Origin of the sequence: Marinitoga hydrogenitolerans DSM 16785 (assembly GCF_900129175.1) — a bacterium.
In the GTDB taxonomy this organism is placed as follows: domain Bacteria; phylum Thermotogota; class Thermotogae; order Petrotogales; family Petrotogaceae; genus Marinitoga; species Marinitoga hydrogenitolerans.
Map to the genome: position 1 here is coordinate 1 of NZ_FQUI01000038.1, position 22,289 is coordinate 22,289.

Consider the following 22,289-nt stretch of genomic DNA (forward strand, 5'->3'; position numbering starts at 1 on the left):
AAAAGAAATATTAAAAGATAAATATGTGTGGTAAAAACAAAGAGGAGGTTAAATTAACCTCCTCTTTGTTTGGTGTGCCCGACTGGATTTGAACCAGCAACCTTTGGATCCGCAGTCCAATGCTCTATCCAATTGAGCCACGGGCACATATTATAAAGTATAAAATAGGTAAAAAAAATGGCGGAGAGGGTGGGATTTGAACCCACGGAGGGTAATAACCCTCACTTGCTTAGCAGGCAAGCGCCTTCGGCCACTCGGCCACCTCTCCGACGCAATGATTATTATAACATGAAGATTAGTCTTTGTCAATAGAATTAAAGTAAATTTTTGGGTCGTATTCGTTTAATTTTTGTTCAATCTTTTTTAATAAATCGTCGTAAGATTTAGAAATATCAACTTCTTGAGAATTTTTCTCATATCTTAATTTTATTTCGACTTTTCCATTTTTCATTTTTTTACCTAAGACAACTTTTAATGGAATGCCAATAAGGTCGGCATCTTTGAATTTGAAACCAGGAGAAGCATCTCTGTCATCGTATAAAACATCATATTTATCCTTTAATAGATTGTAAATTTCTTCTGCTTTATCCACTAATTCTTTTTGTTTCGTTGAAACAGGGATAATAACTATTTCAAATGGTGCAATATTTCTAGGCCATATCATTCCATAATCATCATGTAATTGTTCAACAATAGCTCCTAAAGTTCTTGAAACACCCCAACCATAACATCCCATGATAAATGGTTTTGTTTTTCCATTTTCTGCTGTATAATAAGCATTCAATTTTTCTGAGTATTTTGTTCCTAGTTTGAAAACCTGTCCAACTTCTATACCTTTGATTTCTTTTAATGGATCGCCGCATTTTGGGCATGGTTCGCCTTTTGAAACCATACGAATATCGGCAAAATAATCTATTTTAAAATCTCTGTTTAGATTAACGTTTATGTAATGTTTGTCTTTTTCCATTCCGCCAACAACAAAATTTTTCATATTTTTAATGCTATGATCAGCTATTATTTTAACATTTTTGATGCCAACTGGACCAATAAAGCCTATTTCAACACCAAATGTTTTATAAATCTCATCAGGTTCTCCAAGAGTTAATGTTTGATCGCTTAAAAATGTTTTGAGTTTAGCAATATTTAATTCATAATCACCTCTAATTAAGGCTAAAACCCAACCTTCACGACTTTTGAATAATAAAGATTTAACAATTTTATTTTTGTCCGTTTTTAAAAAAGTAGCAACATCATCAATCGTTTTTACATTTGGAGTATCAACCTTATTAATATTGTTTTCTTTTTCGTTTGTGGTATCAAAAACAACATTAGATTCAGCTCTTTCATCTGTTGCGGCATATCCGCAATCACAATAATATATGGTGCTTTCGCCATATTCAGCTTTAATTTGAAATTCGTGTGAATTACTTCCGCCGATAGCTCCAGTATCTGCTTCTACAACTAAATAATCAACACCTAATCGTTCTAATATATTTTCATATGCTTTATAAAATTTTTCATAAGTTTCATTTAAAGATTCTTCAGAGTCATGAAAAGAATAAGCGTCTTTCATAATGAATTCTCGGGCTCTTAAAACGCCAAATCTAGGTCTAATTTCATCTCTATATTTATTTGCAATTTGGAATAAAGATATAGGTAATTGTTTATATGACCTCAACTCGTTTTTTATGATGGTGGTAATCATTTCTTCATGAGTAGGACCTAAGGTAAAATCTCTGTCGTGTCTATCTTTGAGTTTCATCATTTCTGGACCATAATCATCCCATCTGCCGCTTTTTTGCCAAATTTCAGCAGGCTGAATTATTGGCATTAGTATTTCTTGAGAACCAATATTTTCCATTTCTTCACGAACGATATTCTCGATTTTTTTTAATACTTTTGTTCCTAATGGTAAGTAAGTATAAACACCGGAAGCAGTTTTTCTAATAAACCCACCTCTTATTAATAACTCATGACTTTTTATTTCAGTATCATTTGGAACTTCTTTCAATGTAGGTGCATAATATTTTGACATTCGCATTTTCAATACCTCCTTAATAAACTTTGTTTTCAATATTTTAACATATTATTTTAAATAAAACAACGTTTAATGGTAAAAAAAATATGAAGGGAAAACAAAAATATGACTGAAATTTTAAAATCTTCTTAATTATATGAAGTGGTATATATGATATAATATAATAAAATAAGAAAGAAGATTGGAGGAAGAAAAATGAAAAAATTTTATGTAACTACACCAATTTATTATGTTAATGCCGAACCTCATATTGGTTCTAGCTATACAACTATTGTTGGAGATATAATTTCAAGATATAAAAGAATGAGAGAATTTGATGTTTTTTATTTAACTGGAACAGATGAACATGGACAGAAAATCTTACAGGCGGCAAAAGCTAAAGGAATAGATCCTCAAAAATTGTGTGACGAATTAGCTGGTAAATTTAAGACTTTATGGCAAGAATTAAAAATAACGAATGATTATTTTGTTAGAACAACAGATGATCAACATATGAAAACAGTGCAATTCTTTGTTGAAAAAATGTTAAAAAATGGAGATATATATAAAGGAAAATATGAAGGATGGTATTGTGTTCCTTGTGAAACATATTGGACTAACGATGAAATAGAAGAAAAAGAAAGGAAAAAAATATGTCCGTCATGTGGTAGAGAAGTTAATTGGGTAGAAGAAGAAAATTACTTTTTTAAACTTTCTAAATATAATGAGCCATTGAAAAAATATTTTGAAGAAAATCCGAGTTTCGTTGAACCAGAATTTAGAAAAAATGAAATGTTGAAAATATTAGAGAGTGGATTAAAAGACTTAAGTATAACAAGAACAACATTTGATTGGGGAGTTCCGATGCCTAATGACCCTAAACATGTTATCTATGTATGGGTTGATGCTTTAATAAATTATGTTAGTGCATTAGGATATCCTGAAAATATGGAGTTATTTGAGAAATATTGGCCTGCTGATTTACATCTAATAGGAAAGGAAATTAACAGATTTCATTCATTAATATGGCCTGCTATGCTTATGTCTGTGGGACTTCCTCTTCCTAAAAAAATATTTGCACATGGGTGGTTAACTGTTAATGGTGAAAAAATATCAAAATCTTTAGGAAATGCAATTGATCCAAGAGTTTTAGTAAATGCATATGGTAATGATGTAATCAGGTACTATTTAATGAGAGATATAGTTTTTGGAAAAGATGGAGATTTTTCAGAAGATAATCTTATTACAAGATATAATTCTGATTTAGTGAATGATTTAAGTAATTTAGTTCATCGAACATTAACTATGGTGAATAAATATTTTGAAGGTATAATACCAGAACCAGATATAAAAGAAGATGTTGATGAACAATTGTTTAACTTAATCAATTCAACTATAGAAAAATATGAGAATTATATGGACAAATATTTATTTACACATGCATTAGAAAGTTTATGGGAATTAGTAAGATTTACTAATAAATATATAGATTTAACTGAACCGTGGTTATTAGGGAAAGATGAGTCTAAAAAGGCCAGATTGGCAACAGTTATGTATAATTTAATGGATTCTATAAGGATAATAGCTTTATTAATTTCACCAATTATGCCTGAGACAACCATGAAAATATTAGGAAAATTATCAATTGAAAATCCGGAAAATTATATAAAAGATAAAAATATAAGGATTGGATTATTACCTGTGGGTAATAAAATAAATATTGGAGATCCTATATTTAAAAGAATAGATGTAAAAAATTGGAAGAAAGTTATTATTATGAAAAGGGAGGAAAATCAAATGGAAGAAAAAAAGAACAATGAAGAAATAATAGAAAATGTTTTGATTGATATAGACTATTTTAAAAATGTAGATTTAAGAGTTGCAGAAATTTTAGAAGCAGAGAAAGTAAAAAAGTCAAGAAAATTGATTAAATTACAATTGGATTTAGGCGAATTAGGTAAAAGACAAATTGTTGCAGGAATAGCAAATCATTATGAACCAGAAAGACTTGTTGGTAAAAAGATAATAGTAGTAGCTAATTTAAAGCCTGCTAAATTAATGGGTGTTGAGTCACATGGTATGCTTTTAGCAGCAAAAATAAAAGACAAATTAGTTCTCTTAACAGTAGATGGAGATATTGAACCTGGAGCTAAAATTTCGTAATTTAGGAGGTAAATTTTAATGAGTGAAATTTTAAATAGATCATTTGAACAGGAATTAAAAGAGTCATATCTATTATATTCTCTTAGTGTAATTACAAGCAGGGCTATTCCTGATGTTAGAGATGGTTTGAAGCCTGTTCAAAGAAGAATATTATATTCAATGGATGAACTTAATTTAAGGCATACAGCAGCATATAAAAAATGTGCTCGTATAGTTGGAGAGGTTATGGGTAAGTACCACCCTCATGGTGATGCTGCAATATATGATGCGTTAGTTAGAATGGCTCAACCATTTAGTTTGAGATATCCATTGGTAATTGGTCAAGGGAATTTTGGATCTATTGATAGAGATCCTCCTGCAGCTATGAGATATACAGAAGCTAAAATGCATGAATTAGCGGAATATATGTTAATGGATATAGATAAAAACACAGTAGAAATGATGGATAATTTTGATGGTTCTTTAAAAGAACCATTAGTTTTACCTACAAGACTACCAAATTTATTAATGAATGGTGTAAATGGGATTGCTGTAGGTATGGCGACAAATATTCCAGCACATAATTTAAAAGAATTAGTTGATGGTATAAATCAATTAATTGATAATCCAGAATCTTCAATAGAAGATCTAATGAAACATATTAAAGGTCCAGATCTACCAACAGGGGGCATAATTGTTGATGGAAATAAATTAAAAGAAATTTATGAAACGGGAAGAGGATCTTTTCATATAAGATCAAAATATGAGTTAGAAGAAAATAAAAGTGGAATGAGTATAGTTATAAAAGAAATCCCATATGGAGTTCCAAAATCAGATTTGATAACTCAAATAGCAAATTATGTGACAAAACAAAAAGAAAATAAAAAGGATGTAGGAATTAAAAATATTAGAGATGAATCTGATAAAGAAGGTATTCGTGTTGTTATTGAATTAAAGAAAAATGTAAATCCTCAAAGAATTATAAATCAATTGTTGAAACATACATCATTGCAAATATCATTTGCAGTTCAAATGACTGTTATAGATAAAAGAAAACCAAGAGTAATGAATTTAAAGGAAATATTAGAAGCATTTATAGAACATAGAATTGATGTAGTTACAAGAAGAACTCAATATGAATTAGATAAAGCAAGAAAAAGATCTCATATTGTTGAAGGTTTAATGAAAGCTTCAGAAGGTATAGAGTCTGTTATAGAGATTATCAGACAATCAGAAGGAAGAGAGGAAGCGGTTAATAGTTTAATGGAGATAATCAATGTAACTAAAGAACAGGCTAATGCAATTGTTGACATGAGATTAATAAGTTTATCGAAATTGGAAGGTCAAAAATTAGAAAAAGAATATGCAGAATTAACCAAAAAAATAAAAGAAGCCATGGAAATTTTAAGTAATAAAGAAAAAATGCTCGAGATTATAAAACAAGAATTAAAAGAAATAAAAGAAAAATTTGGAGATGAAAGAAGAACAAAAATAACAAATCAAGGATCTAAAATAGAAGATATGGATAATATTGAAGAGGAAGATTTAGTTATAGTGTTAACTCAATGGGGTTATATAAAATCAATGAGTAGTGATGAATATAAAGTTCAAAATAGGGGTGGGAAAGGCTCTAAAGCGATTAAAAAATCAGATAATGATTTTATAATCCAGGTTTTACAAACGAATAGTTTATCAAGATTGTTATTTGTAACATCTAAAGGTAAAGCATTTGAATTGCATGCATATAATATTGAGAAAAGTACTAAAGAAACAAAAGGTAAACATATAAGTACATATTTGTATCTGGATAATGATGAAAAAATAAAAACAATAATTCCTATAGAGAATGAAAAAGATATTGAAAATAAATATATTATGTTATTTACAAAGAATGGTGTGGTAAAAAGGACACCTTTAAGTGCATTTTCAAATATTAGAAAAAATGGACTAAAAGCCATAACTATTAGAGAAGATGATATGGTAATCGATGCACTAATTGTTGAAGTTGATGATGAAGTGTTAGTAATTAGTAAGAAAGGTATGAGTTTAAGATTTAAAGTATCAGATGTTAGGACAATGGGAAGGACAGCTTCAGGAGTAAGATCTATAAAATTAAGAGAAAATGATAATGTAGTTAATGCTGTAAAAGTTGATGAAAAGAAAAGTATGCTGTTAATTACAGAATATGGTTTTGCTAAACGTGTAAATTTTGAAGACTTTAGAATACAAAACAGGGGTGGAATTGGTCTTAAATGTGTTAAGGGGACTTCCCGTATAGGCGATATTGTAAAGGCGTTAACTGTTGATGAAGATAGTCATATTATTGTATTTACGAAATTAGGTAAAGCAATTAGAGAAGAAGTTTCAACAATTTCAAAATTAAGTAGATATGCTATAGGCGTTAGAGCCATTAGATTAGATAAAGAAGATACTGTAGCTGATGCTGCTGTGGTGGTTGAAGAAGATGAGTAAGGAACTAAATCATTCTGCAGATATAATGTTTGAATTAAAAGGAGAAAATATTGTAGAGATAACAGAAGATTTATTTGATGCATTTAATAAAGTATTTAACCCGATTGTTGGTGGGATGGAGAGAGAATATATATATAATATAAATTCAAAAGAAATAGACGATATAATATTTGATATAGGAAATTATTCTTTAAACAAAGTATATGAAGGTCTATTTCCATCAAAAGTAGAAATAATACAAAAAAATTTAAAAATTTATTTTTCTAAAATAATCAATTTAAAAAATAATATTGAGATAAAAGCTGTAGCATATCCAAAAATAATACAAAATGAAAATAATATTTTATTGAGAATTATTTTTGATATTTAATTTCTATCTGCCGGAGGCAGTTATATGAAAAATATTACCGAAAAGCAAAAGAAAATATTAGAATATATCAATTTTTATATTCAGATAAAAGGTTATCCGCCATCAATGAGAGAAATAAGGGAATATTTTGAATTAAAAAGTGTTTCAACTATACATGCTCATTTGAAGGCGTTAGAAAAAAAAGGTTATATAGAATTATCTGGTAATTCTAGAGGAATTAAGGTTTTGAATAAAAAAGATTTTGGTATTATAGAGATAAATGGTGAATATGGTGAAGATGGAAAAATAGTGTTATATAATAAACCATTTTATATAAAATGTATTTTTGGAATTAAGTTAATAGGTTCAGAGAATATTTTAAATATTATATTAAAAAGTGATTTTAAAAATTATAAGAAAAATACACTATTAATTCTTGATAGAGATTCAAATGTTTTAGGAACAATAAATATAAAAGAGGTGATGATAGATGAAAATAGCTATTGGTTCTGATCATGCAGCCTATAAAATGAAAGAACATTTAAAAAAATATCTAGAAAATAAAGGGATAGAGGTTATTGATGAAGGGCCTTATTCTGAAGATAGGGTGGACTATCCAATATATGCAAAAAAAGTAAGTGAAAAAGTTGCAAATAAAGAAGTCGATTATGGTATATTAATGTGTGGGACGGGATTAGGTATGTCTATTGCAGCAAACAAAGTCAAAGGAATAAGAGCTACTTTGGCGTATTATCCAAAAATGGCAGAGTTAGCAAGACAACATAATAATGCTAATGTCTTAGTTCTTGGTGGAAGAACTATGGGATTTGAACTTGCAGAATGGACAGTTGATACATTTTTAAATACCCCTTTTGAAGGAGGGAGACACGAAAAAAGGATAAACCTTATTTCCGAAATGGAGGAAAATTTATGAGAGTTGTATATGATCCCAGGCATGTTTTTTATTCACCTAAAAATGAATTAAATGGTTTTAATATGGTTGAAAATCGAGATAAACCAGGAAGAATAGAAAGAATAAAGGAAATTATACAATTGAAATATGGAAATATTATAGTTAGCTCGAAAGATTTTCCAAGATCCTATTTGTATTTTGTTCATTCATCAGATTATGTGAGTTGGTTGAAAGAAAAACAGTATACATTAGAAAATAATCAAGAATATTTTCCACGAGTTTTTGGATATGATATGTGTATGGACACTAAGACACCAATTAGCAAGAATACATTTGAAATGGCCTGGATAAGTGCGAAATGCGCTTTAACAGGTGCATCTTTGTTATTGGAAGGAGAAGACCTTATATATTCATGTTCAAGGCCTCCTGGACACCATGCTGGTATTAATTATTGTGGAGGAGGATCTTACTTTAATAATGCAGCTTTAGCAACAAGGTATCTTCAAAAAACTGGAGATATTTATGTAGCCGTTTTAGATTTGGATTTTTATGCAGGAAACGGAACACAAGATGTTTTTTATAATGATAATACAGTTTTAACTGTTAGTATTCATGGTAATCCTTCAAACCATTATCCATATATTTCCGGATTTGAATGGGAAATAGGTGAAAATGAAGGGAAAGGATATAACGTCAACTTTGCTTTAAAAGATGACATTAATGGTCGAATATATTTACGTGTTTTAGAAAAAGCTTTATTGGAAATTGAGGATTTTGATCCCGATTTTCTCATAATTTCTTTTGGTTCTAATACGCATAAAGATGATTTAACAACAACATTTAATCTAGAAGATGAAGATTATAAAGATATGGGAGAGATGATTTCATATTTAAATATCCCTAAATTAATAATTCAAGAAAGTGGTTTTAATTCTCAATCTACTGAAAAAATAATAGCTAATTTATTTGATGGTTTGATAATTTGAGGTGAATACTTTGAAAAAGATTTTTTTTGAAATAGGAGAATCTCAAAATATTGAGATCTCTGTTGGGTATAATTATTTCAAAAAATATATTAATGAAAAAAAATATAATAACTATATAATTTTTGATAAAAAAGTGGAATTAATAAATAAAATGAATTTAAATAATTCAATTGCATTATTAGGCAATGAAAATTTAAAAAGTTTGGATAAATATTTAACTTTAATACTGAAACTTTCCGAATATGAAATAAATTCAGTGCATGTTTTTGGTGGATATAGTGTTTTAGATTTTTCAGGATATGTTTTAGAAAATATTGGTATAGAAAATTATTATTTTTTTCCAACTACACTTAATTCTGCTATAATGTTACCAATTAAAGGCAAATATTATTTGAATTTTAATTGGAAAAAGGATTTTTTAACTCAAAAAGGTTATCCTTCTCAAATTAAGATAGATACAAAATTTTTTGAATCATTGCCTGAAAAAGATTTTAGAAATATGTTTGTTGTGCCTTATATAATTGGCAAAATATTGAACTCTAAAATTTCGGATTTAGCTTTGAATTATTCGAAGATGAACTTTTCAAATATAGACCTACAAGATTTTGTTTTTTATTCTTCAAAACAATGGATATATTATATAAAGAATGAAAATAAAATTTTTCCTGGTGAAAATGTTATGAGTTTATTTTATAATAAACAAGCGGGATTTGATAAAAATTATTCTCAAATTTTTGCTATAAGTTTTATAATTGAGTTATATATTTCATGGTATTATGGATTCCTGAATTTTGAAACATTTGAAAAGATCGAAAAAGAAATGCTAGATAATTTTGATATTTCATATAAACTTGTTAAAAATATAGATATTAAAAATTTTTACTGTAAAAATAAATTTTTACTTTTTACTTCTTCAGGAAAACTTATAGAATATAAAATTCCTTATGATGAATTGAAAACAGTAATAAAAGAAGTGAAAGAGTATTTTAGAGGTGGATTTTTGTGATACGGAAGCAAAAAGATTGGGGTTTGATTTTTATAACTTCATTATTAATAATAATTCCAATGATATTAGCTATAGTAACCTCCTACACACTGTATTTAAAATATAAAATAAGAAATTTAGAAGTTAAAATAAACGAATTAAAGGAAGTTACTCAATTTGATAATGAAGTGAATCAAGACTTTAAAGAAAAAATTTATGTGGATTTTAAAGAAATAGAAAAATTTCTTAATATAAAACCAAAAGGTATTATAGAAAGAGAAAAAATAGATTTATTTTATTTAATAAAAAAATCAAAAAGTAGTTTTCAAAATAATGAAATAGGTGGAGTGACATTGTTAAATGGGAAAGATGTATTTTTTCAGAGTATTAACTCTTTAGAACATGAAAAAGAATATTTTTTAACAAAAATTGCAACTGATTTATATTCTTTTTATTCGGAAACATTAAATTCTGATGTTCAAAAAGTTTTTACAGTCCAATTAAGATTATATTTGACAGAAGAGAATGCATTTTTTACAGCACTTACGCTACGTAATGCAGGATTACCAGTCTTTGTATATAAGGATAGATTTCAAAACAGTGGTAAAAGCTATTTTGCCATATGTTCAGGATTATTTGCTGATATAAATGAAGCAAAAAAGTATTCTGAAAAAATAGATGAAGATAGAATTTTACAGCTTACGGGATTAAGTGTAAAAGATAGATTTTTAAAAAGTTTTAATTTGATTGGGAATAAAAAGAATGAAGAAAAATAGTATTATTATTATAATTATTTTAATAATAATATCAATACTTGTTTATGTTAATAATACTGATAATAAAAATGTACAAAATGAAGAGTACAAAAAGATAGATTTATCAAATTTTACTATAGAAGAACTTATAAAAATACCAGGTATTGGAATAAAAAAAGCTGAAGATATAAAAGAATATGAAGAAAAGTATGGATTCTCGTCAATAGAAGATTTAAAGAATATTTCTGGTATTGGAGAAAAGACTTTTTTAAAAATCAAAAAATATTTTTATTTGTCAAAAAGTGTTTATACATTAACTGAAAGTAAGAAAATAAATATAAATACAGCTTTACGAAATGAATTAGAGGATTTACCTGGGATAGGTCCTAAAACGGTAGAAAAGATTATTAATTATCGTAAAGTAAAAAAAATTAAGAATCTTGAAGAATTAAGAAAAGTTGGTTTAAGCAATTCTCAGATAAATCAAATAAAGGGAGTTGTGGAATTTTGAAAATATTTTTACATGTTTGTTGTGCACCTGATTTGGTTTTAGCGCATAAAAAATTGAAAAAAAAGAATATAGAATATACGACATTTTTTTATAATCCAAATATTTATCCATATGAAGAATACGAAAAAAGGTATCAAGCATATTTAAAGTTAAAGAAGAGATGGAATTTTGAGGAAATTTTGGTTGAAAATGAATATAGTGAATTTCTAGATGTAATGAGTAAAGTAAATGTAAATGATGAAAAAAGCAGATGTTATCAGTGTATGTATTTGAGAATGGAGAAATCGGCAATTGAAGCTAAAAAAAAAGGTTATGAAATTTTTTCGACAACATTGATTTCAAGTCCCAGAAAAAAGCACGAAGACATATTAAAAATAGCTGAAAATTTAAAGAGAAAATATAATATAGAATTTTATTATGAAAATTTCAGAGCAAATAATGCTATATCAGAAGGAGCAAAGTTTTGCAAAGTAAACGGAATATATAGACAACAATATTGTGGATGTGAGTTTTCATTAATAGAAGCTGAAAAATTAAGGAGAAAATCCTTTGAAAATAGAAAGAAAAGATTATCCGAAAAACTGAATTTTAATTTTTTAAATTTAATGAATAAGGATTTATTAAAAATACCAGAAGATATATCTCCAAAATATTTATATAAATTTGGATTAGATATTTTAAAAGATCTAAAACCCAAAATCATTTTAATTAGAAAAGAGATAGCAGAAGATCTAAATATAAAAAATGGAAGAAATAAGATTGGTAATTGGAAATCGAAATTTATCATTATATAGGGGGATATTATGGAAAGTATAAAAATAGAAATATTAAGCAAAACAAAATACATAAAAATCCTACGTGAAGCTATGAAATATTTTTTGCGTTTAAATGAATTTGATAATGAAGAGCAAATTTTTTTTATGGAATTGGCATTAAATGAAGCTGTTGCAAATGTAATTGAACATACTTATAAATTTGATGAACAAAAAAAGATAATAATAAAATTTGAGATAGAAAAAAAATTTTTTAAAGTTTCTATACGAGATTTTGGTGAAAAAATCGATAAAGAAAGAATTAAATCACGAGATTTAGATGATGTTAAAGATCATGGTCTTGGTGTTCATATAATAAATCAGGTTTTTGATGAAATGATGTGGAAAAATATTAATGAGGAGGGAAATTTGCTGATTTTAAAAAAAAGTTTGGAGGAATGAATGATGGCTATAACTAAAATAAAGGTGACAGATGATAAGTTGAAAGCGTATATGACATTAATATATGATGGGCGAATTCCAACAGATGGAGAGCTATTGAGTGCTCTTCAATCAGCAGGTATAATTCATGGTATAAAATACGATATTTTAAGAAGTTTAGCTTTAAACCCGACTTATAATGAATCAATAGTAGTGGCAGAAGCAACAATGCCAAAAAAAGGAGAAAATGGTTATGTGGAATTATTCAAATTAGAAGAAAAAAAAGAAAAAGTGAAAAACAATGAGAAGATAGATTTTAGGGAATTTGCAAAAAATATTATTACCGTAAATTTAGGTGAGAAAATAGGAATTATATATCCACCAAAATTGGGAGAACCAGGGAAAGATGTATTTGGTCAGAAAATTCCAGGGTTACCAGGAAATCCAGCGAAGGTTATTTTAGAAAAAAATGTTGAAAAAGATGAAGAAGGGAATATCATAGCTACTTCGTCAGGAGAATTAATAATAAAGAAAGATATAAATGGGACAATATATATTAGCATTGAAGAAATTTATGAAATTAATGGAGATATTGATTTTAATACAGGCAATGTCAGGTTTCCAGGAAAAGTGTTGATTCGTGGTTCAGTTCGACCGGACTTTGTAGTTGAAGCAGATGGAGATATTGAAATATATGGTGAGATAGAGTTAGCAAAAGTTTTTTCAAAAAAGACAGTAAAAACGAATGGTATAAAAGGTGGAAATAAAGGGTATATTAAAGCGAAAAATATAATAGCTAAATTTGCTGAAAATGCCATATTAGAAGCAGAAGAAAAAATAGAGATTGATAAATCGATGATTAATTGTAAGGTGATTTCAGCAAAGGAAGTAATTTTAGATGGGTATAATAGTAGAATTGTGGGTGGGCATATTAAAGCATTAAAAAAAGTAGAAGCATATTACTTAGGAAGTCCAATGGGGGTAAGTACTGAGATAGAGGTTGGAGTTGATCCAAAGTTGTATGAAGAATACAAAAATTTAATTGAAATTACAAAAAAAGATACTGTGGAATTAAAGGCAATAACTCCTCAAATCAATTCTCTTTTAAAAAAGATAAAACAAATGAAAGTAAAAAATGAAAAAGTTTTATACTTAAAGAAATTAATAGAAAAGGCTACAAATTTAAAAAGCAAAGTTGAAAAAAATAGAAAAAGAATCCTTCAATTGAAGAAAATGATAGAAGAATCAAAGAGTTCAGGAGTCGTTATTGCAAGGAAAATGCTTTATCCAGGAGTAATAATAAGAGTAAACAATAAGGTATTAATGCCAGAAAACGCAATTAGTAAAGTTCAGGTTATGAATGTTGAAGATAAAATAAAACTTTATGGTTATGTTGAAGGAAAATAGGTGAAAATATGAAAGGGAAATTTATAATTCTAACAATGATAATTTTTTCTATGATGATTTTTGCTGAGACAATTGGAGAATTTTATGCAAGCAAATTTGATGTAGATAAGATGATAAATTCCGAAAAGGTAAATATAAAAATTTTTGGTTATATAAAAAAATATTTTGAAACGGGTTATAGTGGATATTTAAGGTCTGCAAACCAACTAAGGGTAAAATACGATAATTCATTAAATATTGAAGAGAAAAAGATTTTTGATATAATGTCATCGTTGACTCCTCAAACAACTATTGAGCCAATAAAAAAATTAAAAGAAATAGAGATGAAATATCCGAATTCACTTATAATAAAAATTTTGCTATTGGAATTTAACTATAAACAATGGTTAATTACAGGAGATCCAAAATTAGCAAAAGAGATATTAAATGAATTTCAATATATAGAAAAAATAATGGGGGATACCCCATTAACTGTTTTTTATAAAGCAAATTTTTTATATAAATCTAATCTATATGGCGATAAAGAGACTTCTTATAAGATTATAAAAGACGGGGTTTTGAAATTTCCAGATAACAAAAAAATAGTAGAATCATTTTTGACAATATCAAGTCAAATGGAAAAAGATAAAGAAGATGAGCAAATTTTTGATGAAATATCTAAAAGTTATGTAAAGAATCCAGAAGTTAAAGAAAATATATTACTATTAATTTCAAAACATTTTTTTGAAATTAACGATAAAAATTTTGCAAAACAAATAATAATAGATAAGATAATGCCTAATACAAGAAATTCTAAAATATTATTTTTAAGTTATGAATTACTAGGTGATTACACTGATACTAATGTTCAAAAAATGAATTATTATAAAAAAGCTTTAAATTATAATTCAGAAAATGCAAGGGTTTTGTCTAAATGGGCTTTAGCAATGTTAGAAGTTGATCGTGAAAAATACAAGTCATTAGCAAGAATTGCATTAAATAAAGCTATAACAATAAATCCAAATATGTCAGAAGATGCAATGAAAGCTCTCAGGGATTTAAGAAATGAAATAAAAATAGAAGTATTAATAAATTATATTTTGCCAATAACTTTATTTGTTGGTGGATCTATTAGTATAATGGTTTATTATGAAAAAAGAAAAAAGAAAAAAGAAAAATATATGCTTCTTGATAGTAACAACGATGAGGATGGTGAAAAAGATGAGTGAAAAAAAAATTTTAGATAAGGGATTCGTGAAATTAATTGATATTTTGGGTGATGATAGAACAGCAGTTAAATCAGCACGTGTTTCATATGGAAAAGAATTGTCTTCAGAAGAAAGAGATAAGAAATTAATATATTATCTTATGGAACACAAGCATCATAGTCCATTTGAACATCAAGTCTTTACATTTCATATTAAAACTCCAATATTTGTTGCAAGACAATGGATGAGGCATAGAATAGGAAGTTATAACGAAATTTCAAGGAGATATACAACAAAATATGCAGAAGAATTTTATATTCCAAATCATATAAGAACTCAAGATACAAAGAATAAGCAAGGTTCAATAAAAGTTGATGATAATGAAAGGATTAAAAAAGTTATAAGTTTAATAAATGGTTTATATAACGAAACTTTTAAAATATATAATGAATTATTAGAAATGGGTGTAGCAAGAGAAATGGCAAGGATTGTTTTGCCAGTAGGTCAGTATACACAATTTTATTGGACAGTAAATACCAGAAGTTTAATGAACTTTTTAAATTTAAGAGCGGATTCTCATGCGCAATGGGAAATACAACAATACGCAATTGCTTTAGCAAATGTGTTTAAAGAAAAATTACCATGGACATATGAGGCATTTATAAAATTTGAATATAGGGGAGATTTATTAAAATGAAATTATCAGAATTAATAAAAAAATTAAATGCAAGAGTTTTACATATGCCAAAAAATTTAGAGGATATAGAAATAGAATATGCAGGAGCTTCAGATTTAATGAGTGATTTTTTAGCATTTTCAAAACCAAATATGCTATTAATTACAGGGTTAACTACTCCGCAAACGTTGACAACTGCTTCGGTTATAGAAGCAAGTGCAGTTTTATTCGTTAGAGGAAAAATAATTCCTCAAAAATTTTTAAAATCAATAGAAGACTGTGAAATTCCAATTTTATCTACCGAATTTTCAATGTATTACGCTTGTGTAAAATTATATAGTTTGGGAATAAAAGATGCGATGGAAACAGATAAGGAAGATAAGAATGAAAGATAAACAAAATAAATTATTAAGCACTTTATTAAGAATGTTTTCGCATACAAAAATAGGAGAAATAATGACTTCTCCGGTTATAGTTGTAACCTCTGAAACTTCTATAAAACAAGTGAAAAATATAATGAAAATAAAAAAAATATCAGGACTTCCAGTAGTAAAAAAAGGATTAAAATTAATAGGAATTATTAGTATAGAAGATATAATAAAAGTTTTAGAAAAAGGAAGATTAGAAGAGCCTGTTTCAAAATGGATGACAACAGAAGTAAAATCGTTGAATGAAGAAAACACATTATCGGATTTTATAGATTTTTCACAAAAATATAATTTTGGAAGATATCCGATAGTAAACAATGAGAATAAAGTTGTGGGAATAGTAACTAAATATGATGTTATTTCATGGTTATTTGAAAAATTAGGAACAATATATGTGCATGATGAAAGAAGAAAGAAAGTTTTAGATCAAGAAGAATATATGTCGCGATTAACTGGTGAAATACTGGATAATAAAAAAATTTTATTTCATTTTGAAATAGACTATAATAATATACAAAAAATAGGCTTTGGAGCGACGAAGTTAAAAAGTTTTTTGAAAAAGAAAAAAATTGATGAAAAATTAGTGAGAAAGGTATCCATTGCAACATATGAAGCAGAGGCAAATGTTGTGATACATTCAGAATCTTATGGAGAGATTTTTTGTTGGGATTTTGAAGATAGTATAAGATTGTTAATAAAAGATTATGGAAAAGGTATAGAAAATGTTGAGATTGCGATGCAGGAAGGGTTTTCAACCGCATCAGATGAAGTAAGAGCTCAAGGGTTTGGTGCAGGAATGGGTTTGCCTAATATGAAAAGATTTTCTGATAAGATGACAATAATTTCTGAAGTTGGAAAAGGTGTTATAATAGAGATGTTATTTTATAAATGAAATTTGAGGTGAAAATATGAAATTATCCGAATTATTAAAATATTTTAAAGGAGTTTATATTTTTAATGAAAGTGTAGAAATAAAAAATGGATATGTTGGTGATTTACTCAGTGAAATTATGAGAAATATGTCATCAACTTCAATTTTAATAACTCATCAAACACACCCGAATATAGTAGCAGTAGCTTCAATTGTTGAGGCAAATACTATTATAATACCTGAAGGTTTTGAATATGAAGAAAAAACAATTGAAAAGGCAAAAGAAAATGATGTTAATCTGTTAAAAAGTAAATATGATATTTTTGAAACAACAGGAATAATATATAAAAAATTAAAAGAGGAATAGAATGGCAATATTTTATGGGAATTTTCATGTACATACAGTGTTATCGCCTTGTGCAGATATCACTATGACACCAGATATTTTTTTAGAATATCTTGATGGGACAAATTGGATATCAATAACAGATCATAATACAGCAAGGCATATAAGAATATACTCAAAAATATTAAAAGAAAAAGATATTAAAGTTATACCAGGTATTGAAGTGACTACAAAAGAAGAAGTTCACATATTAATATATTTTGAAAACATAGATGATGCAGAGGAATTTGGGAATATTATAGAAGATAGCCTTATAATTAAAAATTACGATCCTGAAAGGTTAGGGTATCAAATATTATGTGATAAAGACGGTGAGTTTCACAAAATAAAAGAAACACCATATTTAGGAAGTGCATCATTTTATACCATTAATGAAATATATATGTTATCTAAAAAATATAATTCCTTATTTATCCCGGCGCATATATTTAGGTTTAACGGTATGATTACAAATTTGGGATTTTCTCCAGAAAATATTGATGTAGATGGTGTCGAAGTAAAAAATAAAAAAGAATTAGAAGATGCTCAAAAGATAGGGTTTAAAAATTTTATATTTAATACAGATGCGCATTTTCCGGAACAATTAAGAGCATCATGCAGAATAGAAGCAAATTCTAGAGATTTTAAAAATTTTAAAAAAGCTATTTTTGAAAGAAAGGTGATACCTATTTGACAACATTAAAAACTATTAGTGATCATATATTAGATATATGTGAAAATGCTGTAAAATCAGATGGAAATAAAGGTTATTTGATAATAATAGAAACTGAAAAATATTTTAGGTTTTGTGTTTCTGATAATGGTCGTGGAATGGATAAAGTTGAAATAGACAGAGCATTAGATCCATTTTTTACTACAAAGAAAGAAAGAAAAAAGAAATTTGGTTTAGGTTTATCTTTTTTAAAGTATTCAGTAGAGAAAACTAATGGATATTTTAAAATAATCTCGGAAAAAATGAAAGGTACAACAGTTATTGCACAATTTAATTTAAAGAATATTGATTGTCAACCTATAGGAGATATTCCTAATACTATATTAAATGTTTTGAATATGGAACAAAATTTTATGTGGAAAATAACGAGATTTTTTAAAAAAGAAGGTTATGAAATCGAATCTGAATATTTGAAAAACAACTTTGATTTAACCAAATCAAAAGATTTGATGTTAATAAAAAAATATATAGTAAATTTAGAAAAAGAAATTAAGGAGGGCTTGTAATGAAGAAAGTTTTTTTAGTCATAATATTGATTGGATTATTCATTAATATATTTGCATTAATGAATGTAAAAAATGTTGTTTTCGAGGGTAATGTTTCTTTTGTAGAACAAGAATTAAAAGATGTATTGTCAAAATATGATATAAAAGACAATTCAGTTGTGGGAGAAATTGATATAAAATTAGCAATAGAAGCAATTCAAAAGAAATATCCATATTTTTCTTCAATTTCATATAACTATTCAGAAGAAAAAAATGAGTTGAAATTTATATTTAAATTGAATCCAATTGTTAGAAATGTAGAATTTAAGATATTAGGAGATAAATTATTAGATTTATCAAATATAGCAACAAAAGTATATACAGAAGTAGAAAAACCATTGAATATAAATGAATATAAAAAAGGATTAGAAGAGATAAAAAAATATTATAACGAAAATGGATATATATATATAGAAGTATTTAGTAATATAAAACTAAATTCTGAAGGATTAAGTCTTGAAGCTACACAGGTGGATTCAAAAAAAATATCGGGGAGTAATACCTTAGTATATGTAATAAAAGAGTATGACTTATGGGATGTTGAATTAAATGGCGAAATAAAAAAATTAGATAAAGAAGAATTAAAAAAACTTTTTGGGTTCGATTTTAGAAAAGATTGGGAAAATAAGTTTTTCTTATTTAGACCAGATGTTAAAGATACTTATCCAAAAGTTGAAGATATACAAAAGATTTTTCAGTCATTACAACAACTTCCATATTTTTCTAAAAATACACAAATTTCTATAAAACCGCTAAATATTGAAAAAACTCCAGGTGGCGATTTGGTAATAGTTTTAGATGGAGAGTTGAAAAAGATAATAGATAAGCCAGTAATAATAAATAAAGTAAATATAATTGGAAATAATAAGGTTAAAAATTTTGAAATAATAGATAAATTAAGGCAGGACAATATATCAGAAAATGCAAGTATATCAAATATAGACATTTTAAATAGTATCAAAGGATTAAAAGATTATTATAATAATCTTGGATATCCATTTGTTGATATCAATGTTGATTACAAATCAAATGTATTAACCTATTCAATTACGGAATATAAAGTTGGAGATGTTTTAGTGGAATTTAATCCGGAACAAAAAACCAAAAATTATTTGGTAAAACCAGCAATAAAATTGAAATCTGATAATGTGATAACCACAAAGGATATACAGGATACCTATTATGCTTTGTCTGGTACGGGATTTTTTGAAAAAGTGAATATTTATCCTTATAGTCAAAAAAAAGATAAAATAGATTTTAAGGTAGACATCACTGAAAAGAATAAGCCTGGAAAATTCATTGGAGGATTGACTTATACTGTTCCAGAAAATGCACCATGGTATATGGGCTTTTTAGGGCAAGTTGAGTTACAATGGGCGAATCCTTGGGGTTATGGTCAGTCATTTAATATTTCTTCAAATATTAATCCGTTATCAGAAACATATATATTTAATGGAGGATATGGCGTAAAAAATTTATTTGGAACAAAATTTTCTTTTAATACAAAATTAAGCTATGGTCTGTATAATGAAAATGAAGGTATTCCACAAGAAAACATAAGTGGCATTGCAACAGTATCAAATAAAGTATCTTTTTCTGTATCTCCTAATTATAATATAGATGACTTTAATAATATAAATATGAACTTTAGTTATTCTGAAACAAAATATAATCCAAACACATATCCATTAAATAAACAATTTAGCAGTGGAATTGGATATACATATTCGAGGCTTGATTATCCATTTAGACCATATAACGGAATGTATAATACTTTACAATTATTTGGAGGTTTTAATACATTAAATACAAGCGAATATTATTATGGAGGTTATTTAGAAAACAAAATATTTAAAACATATTACAAATTTACATTTGCAAATAGATTTAAAACGGGTTATGTAAAGGATGATTTTGGTTTATATGATTTCTATTTGGGAGGTATGTACACAATTAGAGGTTATGACTTTTCAATAAGAACAGGAAATATGATGATTTTGAACAATACAGAAATTCAATATCAAATTAATAAAGAAAATGTTCCAGTTGACCTTTATGCTTTTTTTGATATAGGAAATTCAAATAATGATAATTTGATGAATAATTATTTATGGTCATATGGTATAGGGGTAAAATTAACTATACCAATGATAGGTCCCATAAGATTTGAAGGTGTTTTTGACACTAACAACAAATTCAAATGGACATTTGGATTTGGTCCAGTGTTTTAAATTAAAATAGTAAGTGTAAAATAAGAGAGGCGATTTTTGCCTCTTTTATTTTTATAAAAAAACTCTTAAAAAAAGAAAAAAAATTTGATATACTATACATTAAGAAAGAATTGAAGGAGTGAGAAAAATATGGCAACAAATAAAGATAAAAATAATGAAAAGAAACCAGGCAAACTAAAAAGATTATTAACGTTATTTTTTTGGTCGACTTTTATAACATTGATCATAATTGCTTTAGTATATGTTAATTTTGAATTTAATAGATTAAAAATTCTTAATCTTAGTATTGAAAAAGATTGGAAAAGTTTTGTTGCATATATGTTACAAAAAATTCCTGTACTCAAGGAAAGACTAAAATATGAATACCTTGATATAGGAAACGCATATCTTATACAAGAAAAATTAATTGAAGATAGATTAAAAGAATTAGATATGAAGTCAGCACAAATTAACAGTCAATTGGAAGAATTAAAAAAATATTCTTCACAAATAGAAAATGAGTCTAATCAATTATCTATAGAAAGACAAAAATTTGAAGCCGAAAAAAAGAAATTCGAAGACGAGAAAAAGATTTTTGAAGATTATAAATATAGAATTAATAAATTAGCAGAGTGGTTCGCTTCCTCAGCTCCGGCACAAATAGCATTAGCCCTTTCAAGAGATGAAGTGAGTATTGATTTAATTGTTAACGCTTTATTGATACTTCCTTCTGATACAGCAGCAGAAATAATTCAAGCATTAGCTCAAATTAATCCAACTAAAGCGGCTAATGTTATTTCAAAGATTGGGGAGGTGAAAAGTCAATAGGAGGGAAAAGATGGCTACCAATCTTTTGGTAACAAAACTATTTAATAGAAAAGTTAATAAAAATATTAATACCAATGTAGAAGAAAAATCTTCTAAAAGTAGAAATTTTTATAAATATTTAAATAATGCAACTATAAATAATTATAGTAAAAATGTCGAAAATAAGCAAAAGCTTATAAAGGCTATACATATAAAAGTAAAAAAAATACAAATTCCTACAACTTCTGATTTTATTATAAAAAAGATTTACCTTGGAAAGTCTTTAAAACCTTCTGAAAGAAACTTTCAATTAAAATCTTTCCAAATAAAAATGCCTAAAAATCAAAATAATAATAAATTAGAAAAAACTGAAAATATATTTTCAGAGTCTTCTTATATTACTAAAAAAACTTTGAAAAATTTAGTTAAAAAAACAAAAGATTTGACAAAAAATATAGAAGTAAAAGAGGGAATAAAAATAGGAATAAACACAAAAGAAAAAGGAGAAAAAATCAAAGAGATAAAAGAAAAGACAAACAAAATAATAAAAGAAATGATAAACACAAAAGAAAAACTACCAGAAAAGATAGAAAAAGAAATACAAGAATTAAGAGAAATAATAGAAGAAATAAAACCAGAACCAAAAAAAGAAGAAGGAATGAGTAAAGTTAAAGATAAAGAAGAAATAAGAGAAGGTGAAAAAGAAGAAGTAAAAGA

General features: G+C 26.8%; 22 protein-coding genes, 2 tRNA genes and 1 pseudogene. 22 read left to right on the forward strand and 3 right to left on the reverse strand.

Going from position 1 to position 22,289, the window contains the following annotated elements; all coding sequences use genetic code 11:
* Positions 1–70: 70 nt before the first annotated feature.
* From BUA62_RS09125 to BUA62_RS09135, 3 genes are all read right to left on the reverse strand, one after another.
* Positions 71–147: transfer RNA gene (locus BUA62_RS09125), tRNA-Arg, on the reverse strand.
* A gap of 31 nt (positions 148–178) precedes the next feature.
* Positions 179–268, reverse strand: a tRNA-Ser gene (locus BUA62_RS09130).
* Positions 269–295: 27 nt separating this feature from the next.
* The gene (locus BUA62_RS09135) at positions 296–2,041 is read right to left on the reverse strand and encodes a proline--tRNA ligase (RefSeq protein ID WP_072865647.1); all 1,746 of its coding nucleotides are present in this window, start codon (positions 2,039–2,041) and stop codon (positions 296–298) included.
* Between the two features lie 192 nt (positions 2,042–2,233).
* Here BUA62_RS09135 and metG point away from each other — a divergent pair, with 192 nt between their 5' ends.
* The 22 genes and pseudogenes from metG to BUA62_RS11545 all read left to right on the forward strand — a co-directional run.
* Positions 2,234–4,180 (forward strand): methionine--tRNA ligase, encoded by a 1,947-nt coding sequence (metG, locus tag BUA62_RS09140; RefSeq protein WP_072865650.1) that lies wholly within the window; start codon positions 2,234–2,236, stop codon positions 4,178–4,180.
* Between the two features lie 18 nt (positions 4,181–4,198).
* Positions 4,199–6,631, forward strand: a complete 2,433-nt coding sequence (gene gyrA, locus BUA62_RS09145) for a DNA gyrase subunit A (RefSeq protein ID WP_072865653.1) — start codon at positions 4,199–4,201, stop codon at positions 6,629–6,631.
* Positions 6,624–7,001 (forward strand): archease, encoded by a 378-nt coding sequence (locus BUA62_RS09150; protein ID WP_072865655.1) that lies wholly within the window; start codon positions 6,624–6,626, stop codon positions 6,999–7,001. Before gyrA ends, BUA62_RS09150 begins: the two co-directional genes overlap by 8 nt.
* Before the next feature lie 24 nt (positions 7,002–7,025).
* On the forward strand, positions 7,026–7,493 hold the full coding sequence (locus BUA62_RS09155; protein WP_072865657.1) for a LexA family protein: 468 nt from the start codon (positions 7,026–7,028) through the stop codon (positions 7,491–7,493).
* Complete coding sequence (rpiB, locus tag BUA62_RS09160) at positions 7,471–7,914, forward strand: ribose 5-phosphate isomerase B (RefSeq protein ID WP_072865659.1); 444 nt, start codon at positions 7,471–7,473, stop codon at positions 7,912–7,914. Before BUA62_RS09155 ends, rpiB begins: the two co-directional genes overlap by 23 nt.
* Positions 7,911–8,879, forward strand: a complete 969-nt coding sequence (locus BUA62_RS09165; RefSeq protein WP_072865661.1) for a histone deacetylase family protein — start codon at positions 7,911–7,913, stop codon at positions 8,877–8,879. The genes rpiB and BUA62_RS09165 overlap by 4 nt, the downstream gene beginning before the upstream one ends.
* Positions 8,880–8,889: 10 nt before the next feature.
* Entirely contained in the window at positions 8,890–9,885 is a 996-nt protein-coding gene (locus BUA62_RS09170) for a hypothetical protein (RefSeq protein WP_072865663.1), read from the forward strand.
* Positions 9,882–10,640, forward strand: a complete 759-nt coding sequence (locus BUA62_RS09175; protein WP_072865665.1) for a hypothetical protein — start codon at positions 9,882–9,884, stop codon at positions 10,638–10,640. Before BUA62_RS09170 ends, BUA62_RS09175 begins: the two co-directional genes overlap by 4 nt.
* Positions 10,627–11,130, forward strand: a complete 504-nt coding sequence (locus BUA62_RS09180) for a ComEA family DNA-binding protein (RefSeq protein ID WP_072865667.1) — start codon at positions 10,627–10,629, stop codon at positions 11,128–11,130. Before BUA62_RS09175 ends, BUA62_RS09180 begins: the two co-directional genes overlap by 14 nt.
* Complete coding sequence (locus tag BUA62_RS09185; RefSeq protein WP_072865669.1) at positions 11,127–11,924, forward strand: epoxyqueuosine reductase QueH; 798 nt, start codon at positions 11,127–11,129, stop codon at positions 11,922–11,924. The genes BUA62_RS09180 and BUA62_RS09185 overlap by 4 nt, the downstream gene beginning before the upstream one ends.
* A 9-nt stretch (positions 11,925–11,933) precedes the next feature.
* Positions 11,934–12,344 carry an ATP-binding protein gene (locus BUA62_RS09190; RefSeq protein WP_072865671.1) on the forward strand — a complete coding sequence of 137 codons (411 nt, stop codon included), beginning with the start codon at positions 11,934–11,936 and terminating at the stop codon, positions 12,342–12,344.
* Positions 12,345–12,347: 3 nt separating this feature from the next.
* Positions 12,348–13,730 (forward strand): FapA family protein, encoded by a 1,383-nt coding sequence (locus BUA62_RS09195; protein ID WP_159429516.1) that lies wholly within the window; start codon positions 12,348–12,350, stop codon positions 13,728–13,730.
* An 8-nt stretch (positions 13,731–13,738) separates the two neighbouring features.
* Positions 13,739–14,938, forward strand: coding sequence for a tetratricopeptide repeat protein (locus BUA62_RS09200; protein WP_072865675.1), 1,200 nt, complete (start codon positions 13,739–13,741; stop codon positions 14,936–14,938).
* A complete protein-coding gene (thyX, locus tag BUA62_RS09205) occupies positions 14,931–15,614 on the forward strand; it encodes an FAD-dependent thymidylate synthase (RefSeq protein ID WP_072865677.1) in 684 nt (227 codons plus the stop codon). The genes BUA62_RS09200 and thyX overlap by 8 nt, the downstream gene beginning before the upstream one ends.
* Complete coding sequence (locus tag BUA62_RS09210) at positions 15,611–15,988, forward strand: hypothetical protein (RefSeq protein ID WP_072865679.1); 378 nt, start codon at positions 15,611–15,613, stop codon at positions 15,986–15,988. Before thyX ends, BUA62_RS09210 begins: the two co-directional genes overlap by 4 nt.
* A complete protein-coding gene (locus tag BUA62_RS09215) occupies positions 15,978–16,913 on the forward strand; it encodes a CBS domain-containing protein (protein WP_072865681.1) in 936 nt (311 codons plus the stop codon). Before BUA62_RS09210 ends, BUA62_RS09215 begins: the two co-directional genes overlap by 11 nt.
* A gap of 16 nt (positions 16,914–16,929) precedes the next feature.
* Complete coding sequence (locus tag BUA62_RS09220; RefSeq protein WP_072865683.1) at positions 16,930–17,259, forward strand: DRTGG domain-containing protein; 330 nt, start codon at positions 16,930–16,932, stop codon at positions 17,257–17,259.
* Position 17,260: 1 nt separating this feature from the next.
* Entirely contained in the window at positions 17,261–17,971 is a 711-nt protein-coding gene (locus tag BUA62_RS09225; protein WP_072865685.1) for a PHP domain-containing protein, read from the forward strand.
* Positions 17,968–18,516, forward strand: a complete 549-nt coding sequence (locus BUA62_RS09230) for an ATP-binding protein (protein WP_072865687.1) — start codon at positions 17,968–17,970, stop codon at positions 18,514–18,516. Before BUA62_RS09225 ends, BUA62_RS09230 begins: the two co-directional genes overlap by 4 nt.
* The gene (locus BUA62_RS09235) at positions 18,516–20,786 is read left to right on the forward strand and encodes a POTRA domain-containing protein (RefSeq protein ID WP_072865689.1); all 2,271 of its coding nucleotides are present in this window, start codon (positions 18,516–18,518) and stop codon (positions 20,784–20,786) included. Before BUA62_RS09230 ends, BUA62_RS09235 begins: the two co-directional genes overlap by 1 nt.
* Positions 20,787–20,915: 129 nt before the next feature.
* Positions 20,916–21,593: a hypothetical protein gene (locus tag BUA62_RS09240; protein ID WP_072865690.1), complete on the forward strand. Its 678-nt coding sequence runs from the start codon at positions 20,916–20,918 to the stop codon at positions 21,591–21,593.
* Positions 21,594–21,603: 10 nt separating this feature from the next.
* A pseudogene (locus BUA62_RS11545) lies at positions 21,604–22,289 on the forward strand (hypothetical protein); the annotation flags it as partial.